Annotated in this window: 18 protein-coding genes; 6 read left to right on the forward strand and 12 right to left on the reverse strand. The window is 70.2% G+C overall.

From position 1 onward, the window contains the following. Positions 1-10: 10 nt before the first annotated feature. From BUB57_RS08580 to BUB57_RS08595, 4 genes are all read right to left on the reverse strand, one after another. On the reverse strand, positions 11-625 hold the full coding sequence (locus tag BUB57_RS08580; RefSeq protein ID WP_073065289.1) for a glycosyltransferase family 29 protein: 615 nt from the start codon (positions 623-625) through the stop codon (positions 11-13). After that, the gene (locus tag BUB57_RS08585; protein ID WP_084732049.1) at positions 622-1671 is read right to left on the reverse strand and encodes a glycosyltransferase family 4 protein; all 1050 of its coding nucleotides are present in this window, start codon (positions 1669-1671) and stop codon (positions 622-624) included. Before BUB57_RS08585 ends, BUB57_RS08580 begins: the two co-directional genes overlap by 4 nt. After that, positions 1664-2851 (reverse strand): MFS transporter, encoded by a 1188-nt coding sequence (locus tag BUB57_RS08590; RefSeq protein ID WP_073065292.1) that lies wholly within the window; start codon positions 2849-2851, stop codon positions 1664-1666. Before BUB57_RS08590 ends, BUB57_RS08585 begins: the two co-directional genes overlap by 8 nt. A gap of 77 nt (positions 2852-2928) precedes the next feature. Further along, complete coding sequence (locus BUB57_RS08595) at positions 2929-3891, reverse strand: glycosyltransferase (protein ID WP_084732050.1); 963 nt, start codon at positions 3889-3891, stop codon at positions 2929-2931. A 77-nt stretch (positions 3892-3968) separates the two neighbouring features. Between BUB57_RS08595 and BUB57_RS08600 the strand changes: the two genes are divergently transcribed. Next, the gene (locus tag BUB57_RS08600; protein WP_073065298.1) at positions 3969-4874 is read left to right on the forward strand and encodes an ornithine cyclodeaminase family protein; all 906 of its coding nucleotides are present in this window, start codon (positions 3969-3971) and stop codon (positions 4872-4874) included. Positions 4875-4879: 5 nt separating this feature from the next. Here BUB57_RS08600 and BUB57_RS08605 read toward each other — a convergent pair whose 3' ends face one another. From BUB57_RS08605 to BUB57_RS08630, 6 genes are all read right to left on the reverse strand, one after another. Beyond that, positions 4880-6136 carry an MFS transporter gene (locus BUB57_RS08605; RefSeq protein ID WP_073065301.1) on the reverse strand — a complete coding sequence of 419 codons (1257 nt, stop codon included), beginning with the start codon at positions 6134-6136 and terminating at the stop codon, positions 4880-4882. 52 nt (positions 6137-6188) lie between these two features. Then, on the reverse strand, positions 6189-7421 hold the full coding sequence (locus BUB57_RS08610; protein WP_073065304.1) for a TIGR03862 family flavoprotein: 1233 nt from the start codon (positions 7419-7421) through the stop codon (positions 6189-6191). Next, the gene (gene holA, locus BUB57_RS08615; RefSeq protein WP_073065306.1) at positions 7418-8446 is read right to left on the reverse strand and encodes a DNA polymerase III subunit delta; all 1029 of its coding nucleotides are present in this window, start codon (positions 8444-8446) and stop codon (positions 7418-7420) included. Before holA ends, BUB57_RS08610 begins: the two co-directional genes overlap by 4 nt. A gap of 3 nt (positions 8447-8449) precedes the next feature. Beyond that, a complete protein-coding gene (gene lptE / locus BUB57_RS08620) occupies positions 8450-8947 on the reverse strand; it encodes an LPS assembly lipoprotein LptE (protein WP_073065307.1) in 498 nt (165 codons plus the stop codon). Then, positions 8934-11471, reverse strand: a complete 2538-nt coding sequence (leuS, locus tag BUB57_RS08625) for a leucine--tRNA ligase (protein WP_073065310.1) — start codon at positions 11469-11471, stop codon at positions 8934-8936. The genes lptE and leuS overlap by 14 nt, the downstream gene beginning before the upstream one ends. A gap of 130 nt (positions 11472-11601) precedes the next feature. Beyond that, positions 11602-12069, reverse strand: a complete 468-nt coding sequence (locus tag BUB57_RS08630) for a DUF3576 domain-containing protein (RefSeq protein ID WP_073065313.1) — start codon at positions 12067-12069, stop codon at positions 11602-11604. 302 nt (positions 12070-12371) lie between these two features. Here BUB57_RS08630 and BUB57_RS08635 point away from each other — a divergent pair, with 302 nt between their 5' ends. Both BUB57_RS08635 and BUB57_RS08640 read left to right on the forward strand, forming a co-directional pair. Further along, complete coding sequence (locus tag BUB57_RS08635) at positions 12372-13424, forward strand: porin (protein WP_073065316.1); 1053 nt, start codon at positions 12372-12374, stop codon at positions 13422-13424. Between the two features lie 83 nt (positions 13425-13507). Beyond that, positions 13508-14167: a YggS family pyridoxal phosphate-dependent enzyme gene (locus tag BUB57_RS08640; protein ID WP_073065319.1), complete on the forward strand. Its 660-nt coding sequence runs from the start codon at positions 13508-13510 to the stop codon at positions 14165-14167. A gap of 772 nt (positions 14168-14939) precedes the next feature. Here the strand turns inward: BUB57_RS08640 and BUB57_RS08645 are convergent. Further along, entirely contained in the window at positions 14940-16526 is a 1587-nt protein-coding gene (locus BUB57_RS08645) for a PAS-domain containing protein (RefSeq protein ID WP_073065322.1), read from the reverse strand. 77 nt (positions 16527-16603) lie between these two features. Next, a complete protein-coding gene (locus BUB57_RS08650) occupies positions 16604-17977 on the reverse strand; it encodes an ActS/PrrB/RegB family redox-sensitive histidine kinase (protein WP_234952023.1) in 1374 nt (457 codons plus the stop codon). 72 nt (positions 17978-18049) lie between these two features. Here BUB57_RS08650 and BUB57_RS08655 point away from each other — a divergent pair, with 72 nt between their 5' ends. The 3 genes from BUB57_RS08655 to BUB57_RS08665 all read left to right on the forward strand — a co-directional run bounded on the left by BUB57_RS08655 (position 18050) and on the right by BUB57_RS08665 (position 19728). Continuing rightward, positions 18050-18676: an SCO family protein gene (locus BUB57_RS08655; RefSeq protein ID WP_073065328.1), complete on the forward strand. Its 627-nt coding sequence runs from the start codon at positions 18050-18052 to the stop codon at positions 18674-18676. A 60-nt stretch (positions 18677-18736) separates the two neighbouring features. Beyond that, on the forward strand, positions 18737-19321 hold the full coding sequence (locus tag BUB57_RS08660; RefSeq protein ID WP_073065331.1) for an ActR/PrrA/RegA family redox response regulator transcription factor: 585 nt from the start codon (positions 18737-18739) through the stop codon (positions 19319-19321). Positions 19322-19395: 74 nt separating this feature from the next. After that, on the forward strand, positions 19396-19728 hold the full coding sequence (locus tag BUB57_RS08665; protein ID WP_084732051.1) for an H-NS histone family protein: 333 nt from the start codon (positions 19396-19398) through the stop codon (positions 19726-19728). The last annotated feature ends 13 nt before the right edge of the window (positions 19729-19741 follow it).

The following is a 19741-nucleotide window of genomic DNA, read 5'->3' on the forward strand; positions in this document are numbered from 1 at the left end:
CCGCCGCTGATCAGGCGATCCGCAGCCGCGGGTCGGCGGCGGCGCGGGCGCGGACCCATTCGGCCTCGGCCGCGAAATCATGGGGCACCTGCGCGGCATTCCGCGACCCCGACAGCGATTTTGAGGCGAAGAAGTCGAACCCGTACAGCGTCAGCCGCGCGGGCTGGGCGCGCAGCAGCAGCTCGATCGCCATGATCCCGGTGCTGGGCGGGGCGCCCAGTTCCGCCGCCAGCGCCCGGTAATCCGCCAGCGGGTGCAGGTAGAACCCGTTGCTGCGCGCGGTGCCCCAGTCGAGCCGCTTGCGCTTGGGCGACATCCACAAGATGCGGCCGGGGTGCAGCCGCTGGCGATCCGCATCCGGCAGCCGCACGGCCAGCGCCAGCCAGTCGGTGCGGCTGCCGTGGCTTTCCGGCGCGGGCATCGGCGCGCGGTTGATCCGCACCACCAGCCCCGAGGTGTCGATGGCGGCGCCGTGGTGCTGCGTGGACAGCGAGCGGGCGTTGCCGACCAGCGCGATGTCGCGCCCCGCCGCCGCCGCCAGCAGCTCCGCCTGCGGCACCGACAGCGCGGCCAGTGCGGCCTCGTCCCGCAGGGTGCGCGCCAGCAGGAAGCGCAGCCGGTTCATGGCCGGCCGCCCAGCAGCTGCCGATAGACGCCGACGATGGCGCTTGCCTCGTCCTCGATGGCGTGATGCGCCTCGACATGGGCGCGGGCGGCGCGGCCTGCGGCCTCGCGGCCGGCGTCGTCGGACAGCCAGCGGTCGAGTGCCGCGGCCAGCGCCCCGGCATCGTCGCGGGGGATCAGGGTGCCGGTCTCGCCGTCGCGGATCAGCGTCTCATAGGCGCCGACGCGGGCGGCGATCACCGGCACGCCGCTGGCCATCGCCTCGAGCGGGGTCAGGCCGAAGCCCTCCCACCGCGCCGGGGCCGCGAACAGGTCCAGCGTGCGATAAAGCTGCACCACGCGGTCCCACGGGATCTCGCCCAGAAAGCGGATGCGGTCGCCCAGCCCGGCGGCGTTGGCGCGGGCGATCAGCGCATCGGCAAAGCCGCGGTTGTCTGGGGTGATGCGGCCGCTGAACAGCAACTGCGCGCGCGGGTGCCGGGGGAATACTTGCAAGGCGGCCTCGACCAGCAGGTCCACGCCCTTTTGCGCCCGCACCCGCCCGAAACAGCCGATCAGCACCGCATCGGGGTCCAGCCCCAGCTCGCGCCGCAGGGCGGTGCGGTCGGCGGCGGGGTGGAACACCGCGGTATCGACCCCGTGCAGGATCACCGTCGCCGGGCGTTCCAGATAGGACGCCGCCTGCGGCGAGGTCGCGATCAGCGCCTCTTGCCGGCGGATCAGCCAGCGGGTGAAGCCGGTATGGCGCCGCTGCGCCGCGCTGGTGAACAGCAGCCGATAGCGCCGCCGCAGCAGGTGGCGCAGGATCAGCCCCAGCGCCATTTCGGTGTTGCGGCGCGCATGCCAGACCCGCCAGCGGTCGCGGGGCAGGGTGGCGGCGCGGGCCAGCGGGATATGCGGCAGCCCGGGCGGCAGCCCCGGCCCGGTCGCGACGATGCCGATCATCCGCGCCTGCACCGGGATCAGCCGCACCACCGTGGCGGTGACCCCCGATAGCCGCCGCTTGAGGTTGGGGGCGACGACCTCGATCCGGTCCGGTTCAATCATGGCTCGCCTCGGGGGTGGTCATGTAGAGCAGGGTTCCCAGCGCCATCGGCAGCAGGAAGAACAGGAACAGCACCATATAGGGCGCAGCCCCCGCCAGCCCCTGCGCCGACTGATACAACGGGCGCGAGGCGAACTGCATGATCCCCGCCCCGCCGATCGAGATCATGTTGAGGAAGGTCACCCCCCGCCCCACCAGATGTTGCGGCAGATGCAGCCGCGCATCGGCCATCAGCATGGAATAATTCGCCCCCACCAGCCCGATCAGCCCCAGAAGCGCCACCGACAGCGCGATGCTGTGCCCGGGCATCAGGCACAGCAGCCCCAGCGAGGCCAGCGCCACCGCATGTCCCGCCAGCGCCGCGCGCCGGGCCGAGCCGAACACCCGGATCCCGATCCCCAGCGCCAGATTGCCGATCACCATCGCGATCCCCATCACCAGCGTCGCGCGGCCGATGGCGATGTCGTCGGCGCCGAACACGTCCTGCAGATAGGGCGCGGCCCATAGCCCCCTTATCGCGGCCGAGGCGGCATAGCTGGTCGCGAACAGCGGCAGCATCAGCCACAGCACCCGCAGCCGCAGGATGTCGAGGATGCTGCCGCGGGGCGGCGTGCCTTCGTGGCGTGGATCGCGCACCACCACCCATTCCATCGCCGCCACCAGCAGCGTGACCGCCGCCAGCAGCCACAGCGACTGCCGCCAGCCGACGGCGTGGATCAGCTCGACCAGCGGCGCCGCGCCCAGGATATTGCCCAGCGAGCCCAGCCCGATCATCATCCCGGTCAGCGCGGCAAACACGTGGCGCGGATAGTCGTGGGCGATGATGTAATAGGCCGCCATCAGCGCCGGCGCGCAACCCGCGCCGATCAGCCCCATCGCCAGATGCAGGTGCCATGGCTGCGTGGCCAGCGCGAACACCGCCGCGCCGCCGCCGCCGCCCAGCGCCAGCGCCGCGGCCGCCGTGCGCCGGGGCCCGATCCGGTCCAGCGCCCAGCCCACCGGCAGCTGCATCAGCGCGAAGGCGATGAACCACATGCCCGAGGACAGCGCCAGGTCGCCGGGGCTCGCGCCCAGCTCGGCCTCGAGCGTGGGGCTGAGCACCGCAAGGAACGCGCGGTAGAACTGGCTGAGCGTATAGCCGAGCGTCAGTGCGATCAGCCCGGGGTTGAGGAAAAGCTGCATGAAATCTCCGGTCGGGACGGCGCGGAGGCTGGGGCAGCGCCCGGGCGGTTGCAAGCCCCTCTGTGCCGACCCCCGCCCTATACCCGCCCCAGCGCCGCCGCCAGCCACAGCAGCGCCTGCGAGGGGGCGTCGCGGCGGTGGAACCCCCCGCGCCGCAGCGCCCGCAGCCGCGCCCCCGCGCCGGGGCCGCAGAGCGCGGCGAAATCCTCCAGCACGGCGCGGTGTTCAGGGGTCAGCAGCGGATGCAGGCGCTGCATCTCGTGCAGGGTGGCAAGGCTCCAGTCGCGGTGGCGGCCCGCCAGCATCCGCCCGGCGCTGGCCAGCCGCGCCCGCAGCCCGGCATTGGCGCCGACCACGTTGCCCCGGTGCTGGCGGTACAGCACCGAAGGGCGCGGATCCCAGATCACCCGCCCGCCGGTGCCGGTAATCAGCTGGTAAAGCCACCAGTCATGCATGACCACCGCCCGGACTCCATCCCCGGCCCCATACCCTTCCCCGACCCCCGCCCCCTGCGCCGCCTGCCGCGCCAGCGCCGCCGCCGCCGGGTTCAGCACCGCCGTGTTGCCCTGCACCAGATTCTGCACCAGCGCATGCCGGAACGAGGGCCGACGCCGCGGCGCCGGCGTCAGCCCCAGCGGGCGCAGCCCGGCATCGCAGATGGTGGCGCGGGAACAATACAGCGCCGGGGCCTCGCCCGCCCCCTGCAAGGCAGCCAGCGCGCGCGGCAGCTTGTCGGCCAGCCACACATCGTCCTGATCGGACAGCGCCACGAACCCGGGGCCGGCGGGCAGCGCCGCCAGCATGGACAGGAAATTCGCCGCCGCCCCCCGCCCCGGTCCCGTGCGCAGCGCTACCCGGCCCGGATGCGCGGCGGCAAAGCTGCGGATGATCCCCGCGCCCGCACCGGGGTCGTCGTCGCTGACCAGCAGCCGCCAGTCCACCTGTTGCGCGGCGATACTGTCCAGCTGCGCCTGCAGGAACCGCTCGCCCCGGTACAGCGCCAGCAGCACCGTGACATGCGCGTCGTTCATCGGGGCCATCCGCTTCTTCCTGCCGCAGGCTCTGGCACGCGCAGCGTGTTGCGTCTAGACCTGCGCACGCAGGCGGAGAAACCATCATGCAGATCATCGGCCCCGAAATCGAACCCCGGCTGGACTGGCTGGCGCTGACCGACGCGCTGGCCCAGGGTCACGAGCTGCCGCGCGCGGAAATCGCCGACAGCTTCCTGTATCGGGGCAAGGATACGCTGCTGACCCGCAGCGCCTGGATCGACGGCCTGGGGCTGGCGGTGAAGCCGGCGACGATCTTTCCCGGCAACAGCGAGCGCGGCGCGCCGGTGGTGAACGGGGTGGTGAACCTGCTGGACGACGTGACCGGGCAGCTGCGGGCGCTGGTCGATTTCCACCTGGTGACGAAATGGAAGACCGCCGGCGACAGCCTGCTGTCGGCGCGTCGGCTGGCGCGGCCGGATGCGCGGCGGGTGCTGGTGATCGGCGCGGGCGCTGTCGCGGAAAGCATGGTCCATGCCTATCGCGCCCTGATCCCCGACGCGCAGGTCTGCATCTGGAACCGCTCGCCCGCCGGGGCCGAGGCGCTGGCGCAGCGGGTCTCGGCCACAGCGGTGCGCGATCTGGAACCGGCGGTGCGCGACGCGGAAATCATCGCCACCGCCACCATGGCCACCCAGCCGGTGCTGCGCGGCGAGTGGCTGTCCCCCGGCACCCACGTCGACCTGATCGGCGCCTTTCGCCCCGACATGCGCGAGGGTGACGACGATCTGCTGAAGAATGCCCGGCTGTTCGTCGACAGTCGTGCCACCACCCTCGGCCATATCGGGGAAATCCAGATCCCGATCGACGCGGGCGCGATCCGCGAAAGCGACATCCTCGCCGATTTCTACGACCTGCCGGCGGGGGCCTATTCGCGCCGCTCGGACCACGAGATCACCGTCGCCAAGAACGGCGGGGGCGCGCATCTGGACCTGATGACCGCCGCCTGGATCCTGTCGGTGGCCGAGGGCTGATCACCTCACTGGGCGGGGGCAGGGCTGCGGGCCAGCCCCGCCGGCGCCTCGCGCACCGGCAGATGGATCAGCGCCGAAAACGCGCCGACGCCCACGCCCACCCACCAGACCACCGTGTAGTCGCCATAGACGTCATACAGCCAGCCGCCCAGCCACACCCCCAGGAACGACCCCAGCTGGTGCGACAGGAACACGAAGCCGTACAGCGTCCCCATGTAGCGCAGCCCGTAGATATAGGCGACCAGACCCGAGGTCAGCGGCACCGTCGCCAGCCACAGCGCCCCCATCCCCAGCGAGAACACCACCACCGTGGCGGGGGTGATCGGGGTCAGGATGAACCAGGCCGCGATGATGGTGCGCAGCGTGTAGATGCCGGCCAGCAGGTATTTGCGGCTGTATTTCTTGCCCAGCCAGCCCGCCATGATCGACCCGCCGATATTGGCGATGCCGATCAGCGCCAGTGACGCCGCCCCCAGTGCCGAGGTGGTGCCGATCCCCAGCGCCGCCAGCCCGCCGTCGGGCGAGATCGGGCCGCACATCTCGGTGATCATGGCGGGGAAATGCGCGGTGATGAAGGCCAGCTGATAGCCGCAGGAAAAGAACCCGGCAAAGATCATCAGGAAGCTGGGGTCGACCATGGCGCGCTTGAGCACGCTGCCCATGCTTTCTTCCAGTTCGTGTTTCGGCGCGGGCCTGGTGTTGCCCAGCATCGGCAGGAACAGCAGCACCGTCAGCACCAGCGCGGCAAAGACCATGAACACCTGCTGCCAGGGCAGGACCGCCAGCAACCCCTGCGCCAGCGGCGCCCCCACCACCTGCCCGGCCGAGCCCGCGGCGGTGGCGATCCCCAGCGCGAGGCTGCGGTTCTCGTCGCTGCTCGCGCGCCCGATCACCGCCAGCACCACACCGAAGCCGGTGCCGGCGATGCCGAAGCCGACCGCGACCTCCCACAGCTGCATGGCCTCTGGGGTGGTGGCGACGGCGGTCATCAGCAGCCCCAGCGCGTAGAGGAATGCGCCCAGGATGATCGCCCAGCGGTCGCCCCAGCGTTCCCCCAGCGCCCCGAACAGCGGCTGCCCGAAGCCCCAGGCGAGGTTCTGGATGGCGATCGCCAGGCTGAACTCGGCCCGCGGCCAGCCGAAGGTCTCGGCGACGGGGATCTGGAAGACGCCGAAACTCGCCCGCATGGCAAAGTTGATCAGCAGGATCATGCAGCCGCCGATCAGGATCGGGGTGAACAGCCGGGACTGGGAAGGGGACATGGGTCAACGCTCCTGACGGACCGGCGCAACAGACACCCGCGGCCGCACCGCGTCAAGCGGTCGCACCACCCAGCCGCCGCGCTGCTGCCAGCCCCGCGTGGCGGCCGGTGGCAAGGCAGGTGGTCAGCAGATAGCCGCCGGTGGGGGCTTCCCAATCCAGCATCTCGCCGGCAGCAAAGATGCCGGGACGGGCGCGCAGCTCAAGCGCCGGGGTCAGTGCGTCCAGCCGCACCCCGCCGGCCGAGGAGATCGCGCGGTCTAGCCCCGCCGGACCGGTTACGCGCAACGGCAGCGCCTTGATCAGCGCGGCCAGCGCCGCCGGGTCGCCCGGCAGCGGCCGGCCCCATTCCAGCAGCAGCGCCACCTTGACCGGATCGCGCAACACCCGGCGCAGCCAGTTGCCGACCGACAGCCGCCCGCGCGGCCGCGCCAACCGGGCGGCCAGCGCCCCGGCGTGCAGATCCGGCGCCAGATCCACCACCCCCGCCGCCCCGTCGCGCAGCGCGGCCGAGATCTCATAGACCGCGCCACCCTCGATCCCCTGCCGCGTCAGCACCCACTCGCCGCGACTGGACAGATCACCCGCGCACAGCCGCGCCCCTTTGACCGCCGCACCGAAATGCGGCGCCATCGCCGGCGACCAGCCGACAAGGAACCCCATGTTCGCCGGCCGGAACGGCGCCACCGCGACGCCCACATCCTGCAACCAGCCGACCCAAGCGGCATCCGAGCCCAGCCGAGGCCAGCTCGCACCCCCCAGCGCCAGCACGGTTACGTGGGGCCGCAGCAGCCGCTCGCCCCCGGGCGTGTCGAACCGCAGCGCCTCGCCCGCAAACCCCTGCCAGCGCCAGCGGGTCCGCAGCTCGACCCCCTGCGCCGCCAGCCGCCGCAGCCATGCGCGCAGCAGCGGCGAGGCTTTCATGCCCACCGGAAACACCCGCAAGGTCGAGCCGGTGAACAGCTCCACCCCCAGCCCACGCGCCCAGCCGCACACTTCCGCCGGCCCGAATCCGGCGACGATCGCGCGCAGTTCTTCATCATGCAAATATCCCGGGGGGGCGCGCAGCGCGGGGGCAGAGCCCCCCTGCACCCGCGACGCAAACACCGCCGCATTCTCGTCCCTTGTCAGGTTCAGCCCGGATTTCCCGGCCATCAGGAACTTGCGCGCGGGGCTCGGCAGCGCCTCGGCGACCGCCACCGGGTGACCGGCGGACGCCAGCGCCTCGGCCGCCATCAGCCCCGCGGGACCGGCGCCGATCACCAGCGCCGGCAGCTCTTCGGTCATCGCCGCCCCCGCGGCATCATGGCCAGCCGGATCAGCGCCCGTTCCATCACCGCCGCCGCCGGCGCGCGCGAGGAGGAGCGCAGCGCCAGATCGGTGTCGACCAGATGGCGCAGCGCGTCCTCCAATGCCCGCATCCCCCAGGCCTGCGCCTGCCGGGTCATCCGGTCGCGCCGCGGCCCCCAGACCGGCGGGCGCAGCCGCCCCACCCCCGCCGCGGGCCCGCCGGGGTCGGCGGCGGCCATGTGCAGCGCCCGGAAATGCCGCAGCGCCGCGATGCAGATCGTCACCGGCAGGATGCCCTGGGTCGCCACCCGCTGCATCAGCGGCGCCAAGGCATCGGCGCGCCCGTCGGCCACCGCGTCGATCAGGCTGTCCACGTCGCCCTCGACCGTGGCGGGGGCAAGAGCGGCGATTTCCTCGGACGCAAGCGGCGAATCGTCGCCGTATTTGTACAGCCCGATCTTTTCCAGCACCTGCCGGAAATCGCCCGGTTCAATGGCGCGGGCCAGCGCCAGCAGGTCGCGCATCGCGGCCGGGGGGACGGCGCGCAGCCCCGCCGCGTCCAGCAGCCGCGCGATCTCGTCCTCGCCCATCGGGTCGTCGTAGATCGGCGCGACCACGGCGGTCTTGTGCGCCTCGAACAGCTTGCGCAGCGCCGAGGACTTGGCCAGCGCCCCCGCCGTAACCACGATCACCGCATCGCCCGGCGCCCAGTCCTCAAGCGCCGCGGCGATGGCGGGGGCGGCGGTGTCGGCTGCATCCTCGACCAGCACCACCCGCGGGCCGGGAAAGAACCCGACCGCCTTGATCTCGTCCAGCAGCGAGGCGCCGTCCTTGCGCAGATCGGCGCCTGAGAGGCGGGTCAGGCGCATTTCTTCATCCGCCCCCGGCCCGGTCAGCGCGCTCACCACCTCGGCCCGCTTCAGCGCCACCCGCATCGGGTCCTGCCCGTAGATCAGCAGCGCGGGCCTTGTCGGGTCGGGGTGCGCCAGATAGCGCGCGATCTCGGCGCCCTTGAGGATCATGCCCTAGGGCACCATGGCCAGCAGCCGCGTCACCACCTGGTCGGCCAGCATCACCGCCAGCCGGTCGCGGGCGTCCTGTTCGGCGGCGGTGGTCGCGATGATGCTGCCCGCGGCCGAATGGCTGGAGAAATTGCTGACCTCGCCCTGCGCCACCACCGCGCCGGTGGCGCTGTCGGTCAGGGTGAATGCGGCGGTGCCGTTCAGCGAATAGCGGGTCGTCACCTCGTCCGCGGTGATCCCCTGCCCGACCGAGGCGATCCGCAGCGTATAGGCCAGATCATAGCTGGGGGACTGGTCAGGCCCCAGCCGTTCGGTCAGGCGACGCAGGAAGGCATAGTCGTCGCGGGTCCGCGGCTCGGCGATACGGACCCGCCCGTGCAGCCTGGTCCCCGCCCCGCCCGGGCCATAGACCGGCTGGAACCCGCAGGAGGGGACCGCCGCCAGCGCCGCCAGCCCGCCCAGCCGTGCCAGAAACCGGCGCCGAGGCTCAGACGACCACATTGACGATCCGCCCCGGCACCACGATCAGCTTTTTCACCGCCTGCCCGGCCAAGTGGCGCTGGACGGATTCGTCGGCCAGCACAGCGGCCTCGACCGCGTCCTTGTCCATGCCGGCGGGCACGGTGATTTCCCCGCGGCGCTTGCCGTTGATCTGGATCGGCAGGGTGATGCTGTCGACCACCAGCGCCGCCGGGTCGGCCTTGGGCCAGGGCGCATCGACCAGCAGCCCCTCGCCCCCGGCCAGCGCCCAGACATCCTCGGCCAGATGCGGCACCATCGGCCCCATCAGCTGCGCCATCAGCCGCAGCACCGCACGCTTCGGCTCGCCCGAGGCCGGGGATTTCGCCAGCGTGTTGGCAAGCTCGTAGATCTTGGCCACCGCCTTGTTGAAGGCGAATCCGTCGATCGCCCGCGTCACCTCGTCGATGGCGCGGTGGGCGGCGCGGGTCAGGCCCGGGTCGTCGCGGTCCTCGGCGCCGGAATCCTCGGCTAGCCGATGGACGCGGGCCAGGAACTTGGCCGCCGCCTCGGCCCCCGAGGCGGTCCATTCCACGTCCCGTTCGGGCGGGCTGTCCGACAGCATGAACCAGCGCGCGGTGTCGGCGCCGAAATTGGCGACGATATCCACCGGGTCCACGACGTTCTTTTTCGACTTGGACATCTTGGCCGAGGGGATGATCTGGACCGGAGTGCCGTCGGCCAGTTTCCCGTCGGTCACGTCCTCGGGCAGGTGATAGACCGGGCGGCCGCGGTCGTCGCGGGTCATGTAGATTTCATGCGTGACCATGCCTTGGGTGAACAGCGCGTCGAAGGGCTCGCGCGCGGTCTCGGGCAGGTGGCCGGTCCTGATCATCGCCCGCGCGAAGAAGCGCGAATACAGCAGGTGCAGGATCGCGTGCTCGATGCCGCCGATATACTGGTCGACGTTCATCCAGTAGGCCGCGTCCTCGGCCACGGTCGGCGTCGTCGCGTGGGGCGCGGTAAAGCGCGCGTAATACCAGGACGAATCGACGAATGTGTCCATGGTGTCGGTTTCCCGCCGCGCCGGCCCGCCGCATTTGGGGCAGGTCGCCCGCGCCCAGCTGGGATGCCGGTCCAGCGGGTTGCCCGGCCGGTCGAAGCTGACATCGCGCGGCAGCAGCACCGGCAGCTTGTCCTTGGCCTCGGGCACCACGCCGCAGTTGTCGCAATGCACCACCGGGATCGGGCAGCCCCAATAGCGCTGGCGCGAGATCCCCCAGTCGCGCAGGCGGAACTTGGTCACGCCCTCGCCCCAGCCGGCGGCTTCGGCATGGGCGATGGCGGCGTCCACCGCATCCTCGCCGGTCTGGTCGCGCTGGCCTGCAAAGCCGCGCACATAGGTGACCGGGTCGGTCTTGGCGGGCACGAACGGCTCGGCCGCGACCAGCGCGTCGGCCTCGGCCTCGGTCATGCCGGGGCGGCCGAAGGTGGCGCGGATCGGCAAGCCGTATTTCACCGCGAAATCATGGTCGCGCTGGTCATGGGCGGGGCTGCCGAACAGCGCGCCGGTGCCGTAATCCATCAGCACGAAATTGGCGACCCACACCGGCAATTCCCACGAGGGATCAAGCGGATGGCGCACCCGCACCCCGGTATCCAGCCCGCACTTTTCCGCGGTCTCGATCGCCTCTTCGGTGGTGCCGCCCTTGTGGAACTCGGCCGCGAACTCGGCCAGCGCCGGGTTGGTTTCCGCCAACGCCCTGGCCAGCGGATGGTCGGGGCTGATCGCTACGAACGACGCCCCCAGCAGCGTGTCGGGCCGCGTGGTGTAGACCTCGATCTGCGGGAAATCCGGGCGCTCCACGGTGTCGAACCGGAACTGCAACCCGCGCGAACGCCCGATCCAGTTCGCCTGCATCAGCCGCACCTTGTCAGGCCAGCCGTCCAGCCCGTCGATCGCCTCCAGCAGCTCTTCGGCGTAATCCGAGATGCGGAAGAACCACTGCGTCAGCTCGCGCCGCTCGACCGGCGCGTTCGAGCGCCAGCCCTTGCCGTCGATCACCTGCTCGTTGGCCAGCACGGTCATGTCCACCGGGTCCCAGTTGACCACCGCGGCCTTGCGATAGATCAGCCCGGCGTCCAGCATGTCCAGGAACAGCGCCTGCTGTTGCGCCACGTAATCGTCGTCGCAGGTGGCGAACTCGCGGCTCCAGTCGATCGACAGCCCCAGCGGCTTCAGCTGCCCGCGCATGGTGGCGATATTGCCATAGGTCCAGTCGCGCGGATGCCCGCCCTGTTCCATCGCGGCGTTTTCCGCCGGCATCCCGAAGGCATCCCAGCCCATCGGATGCAGCACCGAAAACCCCTGCGCCCGCTTGTAGCGCGCCACCACGTCGCCCATGGTATAGTTGCGCACATGCCCCATGTGGATGCGCCCGGACGGATAGGGGAACATCTCGAGCACGTAATACTTGGGCCGCTGGTCGCGCACGGCGCGGAAACTGCCCGCCTTTTCCCACGCGTCTTGCCAGCGCTTTTCGCTAGAGGCGGGATCATAGGGCATGGGACGAACTCCGGGGCAGGGGTGGCGGGAAATGCCCCGCGGGTTTAGCCGCCCGCCCCCCGCGCGTCCAGCGCCAGCTTGGCCCGCGCCTCAGGCGCCACCCTGCCCGCGTCCAGCGCCGGCCGAAACCCTACAGCCGGCCGTCGCGCACCCGCAGCTGCCGCGCCCGGGTCAGGATCGCGTCTTCCACCGCGCGCACCGTATCGGGCGCCACCGCCGTTCCCCCCGGCCCCTGCAGCGACAGCCGCAGCGAGCGCGCGTCCAGCGCCGGGTCGGTCACCTGCACCGTGGCCCGATAGGCCCGCCCGCCACCGGGAGGCGTGCCATACCCCGTCACGATCACCCCGGTGAACGGGTCGATCGACTGCACCGGCAGGAAGTTCAGTACCTCGAGAGAGGCGTTCCACAGGTAGCGGTTCACCGCCACCGTGTCATTGGGACCGCGGCGGTTGCCGAACATGTCCCAGATGGTGGTGCTTTCATTGCGCATGTCGGGATCGACGCGCTCGGTCCTGGGGCGCTGGTCGCCGCTGCACGCGGAGAGAGTCGCGCAAAGCGCCACTGCACCCGCCAGAGTCGCGGCTTTTGCGATGTTCATGCGGTCCCTCATCCTTGACCCCGGTCTTGCCCGGCCCCCCGGGCCGGACCCTTGCGCCTGCTTTAGCGCGGATCGAGGCATCCCGACAAGCGGCCAGTCGCAGCGCTCCCACGCCCCCCGATCACGGGTGCCGCATTGGTTCCATCAAAAAACTGTGGCCCCGCTGCATCACAACCGTGCCGAAAAGCTGCGGTCCGGGGCGCAAGCGTTGCATCATGGCGGGGGACGGGCGAATTAATGCCTCATACCCAAGGCGGTAAAGCCGGTTTGGGCATCAGAGAGAGACAAGAGGGAACTTGATCATGCAAAAGGCTCTTCTCGCCACGACCGCCCTGGTGCTGTCCGCTGGCGTCGCCGCCGCCGACGTGACCATCTCGGGTTACGGCCGGACCGGTATCATCTACTACGAAAATGACAGCGATCTCCGCGAAACCCAAGTCAGCTCGCGCATCCGGATGAACCTCGACGCGACGACCGAATCCGACGCTGGCGTCGAGTTCGGTGCCCGTCTGCGCCTGCAGCACGACCAGAACGGCAGCCGCCAGAGCGTGTACGATTTTGACGACGAGGAATACCGCCACGATGGCCGCGATGAAATTCGCACTCAAGCCGGCAAGGTCTGGATCAGCGCGCAAGGCCTGACCGTCGAAATCGGTAACGTCGACACTGCGTTCGACAGTGCCGGTCTGCTCTATGCGACCGACCTGGGTTCCTACGACCGTTCGGGCGCTTTCGCCCCGAGCGTCGACCTCAGCGCGATGGCCGGTGGCTTCTTCACCTACACCGACAGCTATGTCAGCCAGAACCGTGTTGGCGTTGCCGCGAACTATAGCTTCGGCGACCTGACCGTGCGTGCGTCCTATGTCGATCCCGACCAGTCCGACATGGATACTGACGTGGTCTCCGATATTATCGGCAACGACGAGAAAGAACTGGGCATCTCGGCCGACTACAAGTGGGACGACCGTCTGGAACTGTCGGGTGCCTACACCAACAATGCCGGCGGGTGGGACGGTGTCGATCTGTTCTTCGTTGGCGCCCGCTATGCGGTTCTGGAAAACGCCCGCATCGGCCTGAACTACGTCAACGCTGATGACTTCAACGTTGGTGGTGTGGCTGACAACGCTTTCGGCCAGACTGTCGCGCTTTATGGCGACTACACCCTGGCTGATGGCCTGACCAACATCGAAGCCTATGTCGCCAACAACGACGGTGACTGGGCGACCAAAGAAACCGACAACGCGTTCGGTATCGGCGTGAACTACGACCTCGGCGGCGCGCGTCTGGGCGCCTCGATCCATCGCGACTACCGCGAGCTGGTCAGCGCCGACATGGGTGTCCGCTTCAACTTCTGATCCCCGGATCGGTTGCAAGATCGGAAAGAGCGGGCCAGGCGCCCGCTCTTTTTCTTTTCCACCTGCCGGGTTAGGGAAACACCATGGGACTGACCGAAATCCGCCAGCAGATCGACCGCGCCTGTGCCGCCGCCGGGCGCGATCCGGCCGAGGTGACGCTGATCGCCGTCAGCAAGCTGCAGCCCGACGACCGGGTGACCGCCGCGCTTGACGCCGGCCAGCGCGTGTTCGGCGAAAACTACGTGCAAGAGGCGCAGCGCAAATGGCCCGCGCTGCGCGACCGCTGGGGCCAGGTTGAACTGCACCTGATCGGCCCGCTGCAGACCAACAAGGCCCGCTCCGCGGTGGAACTGTTCGACGCGATCCACAGCCTGGACCGCCCCTCGCTCGCGCAGCGGTTGGCGCGGATCGTGCAGGACACCGGCCGCGCGCCGCGGCTGTTCGTGCAGGTCAACACCGGGGACGAGCCGCAAAAGGCCGGCATTGCCCCCGCGCAGGCCGACGGCTTCATCGCCGAATGCCGCGCGCTGGACCTGCCCGTCACCGGCTGCATGTGCATCCCCCCCGACGCCCAGGACCCCCGCCCGCATTTCCGCCTGCTGCGCGAGATCGCCACAAGGAACGGCCTGCCCGCCCTGTCCATGGGCATGAGCGCCGATTTCGAGACCGCCATCGCCGAAGGCGCCACCCACATCCGCATCGGCAGCGCCATCTTCGGCGCGCGGCCTAAGGCGGGGACGTAACTGCTACGGTGGGCTTGGGTGCTAGGGACGGCGCTTGCGATGTTGCGGGGAGATGGGCTGGTGACCGCGCCTTGCCTCGCTGCTCCGAGGCGAGGCTCCTGGACCGGCCAGAATGACCAGCTCCCGCGGCGAGGGGCTTGCGTCGCCCCTTGCCGTATCGGCCGCCATCTCGGCGTCGTAGCCGTCCCTCCGGGCCGGGACGCCATGACCGACGCTTGGGGCGTCGCAGGGATTCGGCCCCGCACCCGTAGGTGTTCCGCCGCCCAGTGGCACGGTTTACGGCCGCCAGGTGGAATATCCAGCTTCGCGGCTGCGGGCTTCTTTCAGTCCTTGCCGTATTGGTAGCGTCATCTTCGACGGTCGACCCGCGACGGAGCCGTAGCCGTTCCGCCGGGCCGGTACGCCATAACCGGCACTTGGGGTAGGATTCAGCCCGGCAACTGCCCCCGCTTCACGGTCCCCAGGTGCGACCTCCGGCCTCTGACCGGAATAACCGGCCCTCGCGGCCTCAGGGGGATCGGTCCGCTACCCGTATCTGCTTCGCAGTCGCATGGGGAAGCTCCCGGGCCCGCGAGGTCCTGGACCCGGGCGGAATGGTGATCCTGCAGCGTGGCGAAGGATTTGGCGGGGCAATCGCTCCCGCACCCGCCGCCCAGCGCGCGACTCCTTGACCTGCGCGGAGTAACCGGCCCGGTGGTCACATAGCGGGCTCGCCCGGCACCGCGCTCGTCTCGTTGCCCAACGCGCGATTCCCGTCGCTGAAGCCCCGCCCTCAGCCGCCCGCTGCCGCTTTCCCCGGAAGATGCGCTGCGTCGCTGTCGCCCCGGGTCTGCGGGCTTGGCTCGGCTCCGGCCGCCGCCACCGCGCCAGAGATTGCCGCGGTGAAGCTGACCATGCGGCGGCCGCCGGAGAGGGGGCGGACCCGCCACCACAGCAGCCGCTGGTCCGGGCCGGCGATCGCGCCCTGCAGGGGGGCGTCGCCGCGGTCGGCCGCCAGGGCGCGGCGCAGGTTCTGGAAGCCGGGGCTGTCCGCGGCGGTGCTGCGCCACAGCTCGAGATAGCCGCGCAGGCTTTGGGCCGCCTCGGGTCCCCAGGTGTCGTCAAAGGCGCGGTTGGCGCCCAGTACCCGCCCCTCGCCGTCGAAGATCGCCACCGCCGCATCGATCCCGTCCAGGATCTCGGCCCCCAGCGACAGTTCGGCGCGAAAGCGGCGGGTCAGTGCGATCTCGCTGGAGATGTCCTCGAACAGAAAGGCGATGGCGCCGTCCGGGTGCGGGCGGCCGGTGACCCGATAGGTCTGGCCGCCCGGCAGGTTCCAGGTTTCCACATGCAGCCCCGAGGCCGCCCCCGCCTCGAGCGAGGCCATGGAGTTGCGCCAGCCGTTGTAATCCTTGGGCTCGGGGACCATCCGCAGCTCTCGCAGCCCGTCCAGCAGCGCAAACAGCGTCGGTCGCGCCGCCAGGAAGCCGATGTTGAGCCGGGTGAGGTCGATCAGCGCCGGGTTGAACAGCTGCAACCTGCGGTCGCGGTCAAAGATCGCCAGCCCGATCGGCAGGTCGGCAAAGGTCTTGGTCAGCGTCTGCACGAAGTCGCGCAGGCTGCGTTCGGCCCGCACCGCGTCGTCGGCGGGCACCGCGAACACCGCGCGCTGGTCCCCGGAGGGCTGCAGGTGGCAGTCGAACCAGCGCACCCGGTCGTCGCTGCGCAGCTCGGCGCGGGGCGTGCCCTCGGCGTCAGTGGGCAGGGTGATCAGCCGCGGCAGGGGCCAGCTGGTCCGGTCGGGGTGGCGGGCCTCGGCTTCCTGCAGATAGGCGGCGTTGGCCCAGGTCACGCGGCCGTCGCGATCCTCGCGCCAGATCAGCACCGGGGCGCGGTCGACCGATTCGCGCAGCACCGCGAGTTCATCCTCCATCGCGGCCAGCGCGTGCGCGTTCACCACGATTCCGGCCTGTTCCAGCGAGGGGTCGACCAGCTGCACCCGCAGGAGCCCGTGCCCCGCATCCTCGATATCCAGCCGCAGCCCCGAGAGACCGGGCCCGGCGCGCAGGCTGGCCGCGCCCTCGACCGCGGCAAGCTCCAGCAGCGACTGCGGCGACTCGAAGCGCTGCGCCAGCCAGCTCCACAGCCGCGCCCAGTCGTCGTCGCCCGGCAGCGCCTCGAGCAGCGAGCGTGCGGGCGCGGTGGCGTCGACCAGCCGCCGGTCCCGGAACAGCAGCGCCACCGGCTCTGCCATCGGCAGGGCGGCCAGCGCCGAACCGGGGAGGGGGGCGCGGAGCAGGCGGTGCGCCAGCGCCAGTCCCAGCAGGACCGAGACCACCCCCGCGAAGATCGCGGCCGCTACAGTGTAACCGTCCGTCATCGCCCGCCTTTCCGCGTTGCGCCCGGAAAGAATGATAGCACCCTTCGCCTTAAGGAATGGTTAATCGGCGCCGCCGGTCAACCGGAGATTGTCGGGTTCGGCCCCAGCGCCACCCGGTCGTCGGCCAGCAGCGCCGCCATCGGCCAGGTCACCAGCGCGGTGGCGCCGTCGCGGTTGACGAACTTCACCGTGCCGCCGCTGCGTTCCAGCAGGGTGCGGGCGATGAACAGCCCCAGCCCCATGCCTTCGTAGGAATCGCCTTGGGTGCCGGCCTTGCGGGTGGTCAGATAGGGCTCGCCCAGCCGGGCCAGCAGATGCGGCGGATAGCCCGGGCCGTCGTCGTGGATGGCGATGCGGATGCGGCCGTCGCCGTGGCTGGCCTGCACCTCGACGGTCTCGGCGGCGAAATCGACGGCGTTCTGCACCAGGTTGCGCAGCGCGTGGATCAGCCCGGCCTCGCGCCGCACGATCAGCGCGCCGGTCTCGCCCAGGTTCATGCGGATATGCGCGCCGCGCTGCTGGTGGGGGGCGGCGGCTTCGGCCAGCAGGTCCGACAGCGGCGCCGAGTGCAGCAGCAGGTCGTCCTTGCCGGCCTTGCCCATGCTGCGCATGATGTCGCGGCAGCGGTCGGCGGACCGGCGCAGCTCGGCCAGGTCGTCGGCCACGTCCGGGCGGTCGCCCAGATCCTCGGCCAGCTCGGCGGCGATCAGCTTGATGGTGGCCAGCGGCGTGCCCATTTCATGGGCGGCGGCGGCGACGACCCCGCCCAGGTGCTGAAGGCGCTGTTCGCGTTCCAGCCCCATCTGGGTGGCCGCCAGCGCCGCCGAGGTCGCCATCAGGTCGGCCGACACCCGATAGACGAAGGCCGCGAAAAAGGCTCCGCCGATGAACAGTTCGAGCACCCGCCCGACATACAGCGCCAGCTCTGGGCGCAGCGGCGTGTCGGGCAGAAAGCTCAGCGGCACCGAGACGGTGGTCATCAGCACCAGCATCACCCCGGTGGACCCCGCCAGCATCAGGATATGGCGCAGCGGCAGCACGCTGGCGCCGATGGTCAGCGGCGCCAGCACGAACAGCGCGAACGGGTTCATGATGCCGCCGGTCAGGGTCAGCACCATCCCGGTCTGCACCGTGTCGAACGCCAGCTGCGCCAGCGCCCGGTCGGTATCCGCGCGCCGCGCCCGCTGCGCCAGCCGCAGGTTCAGCACCACCGCGATGCCCATCACCGCCATCACCGGGATCAGCGGGAACCGCGCCCCCAGCGCCCAGGCCCCCGCCACCACCGACGCCTGCCCCGCCAGCGCGATCCAGCGCGAGGCGATCAGCGTGCGCGGCCGGATCGGCCCCCGCCAGGCCATCCGGGGCAGGGCCACCGGCCGGGCCGCCCGCTGCGCGGGGTCCGGCGTTGGTGTGGCGCTGCCGTCACGGCGCGGGGAAGTCTGTGGCATCATTACGGTCTCGCCTAATCTGCTGAAAATTGATACCCGGCCCCAGCGGGTCACGGCAATGCTGAGGAACGGAAAATGACGGAACGCCGATTGATGCTTCTGGGGGTGCTGGCGACGCTGCTGGTGCTGGTCACGGGCTGGCTGTGGCTGCGGCCGGCGGGCGGGGACCAATTCGCGCAATGCCGCCGTTCGACCGTGGCCGGGGGAACCGAGGCGCTGGGCGGCAGCTTTACCCTGACCGACGAAAACGGGCAGCGGGTGACCGATCAGCAGGTCTTCGACCGGCCGACGATCCTTTACATGGGCTATACCTATTGCCCCGATGTCTGCCCGATGGATACCGCCCGCAATGCCGCGGCGATCGATGTGCTTGCGGAACGGGGAATCTCGGCCAGGCCGGTATTCGTTTCGGTCGATCCGGCCCGCGATACGCCGGAACAGCTGCGCTTCTTTACCGATGCGATCCACCCCGAAATGCTGGGGCTGACCGGCAGTATCGAGGAAGTGACCGCGGTCAGCCAGGCCTGGCGCGGCTATTTCCGCATCAATGATTCCGAGGACAAGGAGAACTATCTGGTCGATCATACGACCAACAGTTTCCTGGTGTTGCCCGGCCACGGCACGGTCGAGTTCTTCACCAGGGAAGTCAGCCCCGAAGAGATGGCGGACCGCGTCGCCTGCTTCGTCGAGGCCGCTGGATAAGTGGCAAATTGACGCGGGCGCGATTTGCGCGATAATGGAAAGACGACAAGCGAGAATGGCATGACAGCAGATAACTCCACGCTTCCGGGGGGTGCAGGGAAAGAACCTCTGCCCATTGGCGACGACCCCAGCCTGCTGCTTGTCGACGATGACGAGGTGTTCGTGAACCGGCTGGCCCGGGCCATGGAACGCCGCGGCTTCGCCCCGCGGATCGCCACCAGCGTCGCCGCCGCGCGCGAAACCCTGGCGCAGGGGGCGCCGGCCTATGCGGTGGTGGACCTGCGGCTGGAAGATGGCAGCGGCCTGGATGTCGTCGACGTGCTGCGGGCGCAGCGCGAGGATTGCCGCATTGTCGTGCTGACCGGATATGGCGCAATTGCCACCGCGGTGGCGGCGGTCAAGGCCGGGGCTGCCGATTACCTGCCCAAGCCCGCCGATGCCGACGAAGTGACGAATGCATTGCTGGCGCAGGTCTCGCGTTTCCCGCCGCCGCCGGAAAATCCGATGTCGGCCGATCGCGTGCGCTGGGAACATATCCAGCGGGTCTATGAACAATGCGACCGCAATGTCAGCGAAACCGCGCGGCGCCTGCATATGCACCGCCGGACATTGCAGCGGATATTGGCCAAACGCGGTCCTCGGTGATATCTGCCCTTGCGGGATAGTACGGAATTTGTCATTCGCTGGTCATTGATGATTTCCCGCGAAAGGAATGATCCGTGGAAATTGATATCGACAACATGTCGCTGGATGATCTGCGCGCGCTGAAGACGCGCGTTGATCGCGCCATTGCCTCGTTCGACGCCCGCCGCCGGAAAGAGGCGCTGGCCGCGGCCGAGCGTGCGGCGCGCGAGCTTGGCTTCAACCTGTCCGAACTGACCGGGGCCGGCCGCGGCCGCCGCACCGCGGGCGGTGCCGCCGGGGGCGAGCGGGCGGCGAAATACGTCCACCCCGCCGACGCAACCCAGACCTGGTCCGGCCGCGGCCGTCGCCCGCGCTGGGTGACCGAGCAGCTGGAAGCCGGGCGCAGCCTGGACGATCTTCTGGCCTGAGGCTGCCGGGGCG

The sequence above is a fragment of the Paracoccus solventivorans genome (assembly GCF_900142875.1).
GTDB lineage: Bacteria > Pseudomonadota > Alphaproteobacteria > Rhodobacterales > Rhodobacteraceae > Paracoccus > Paracoccus solventivorans.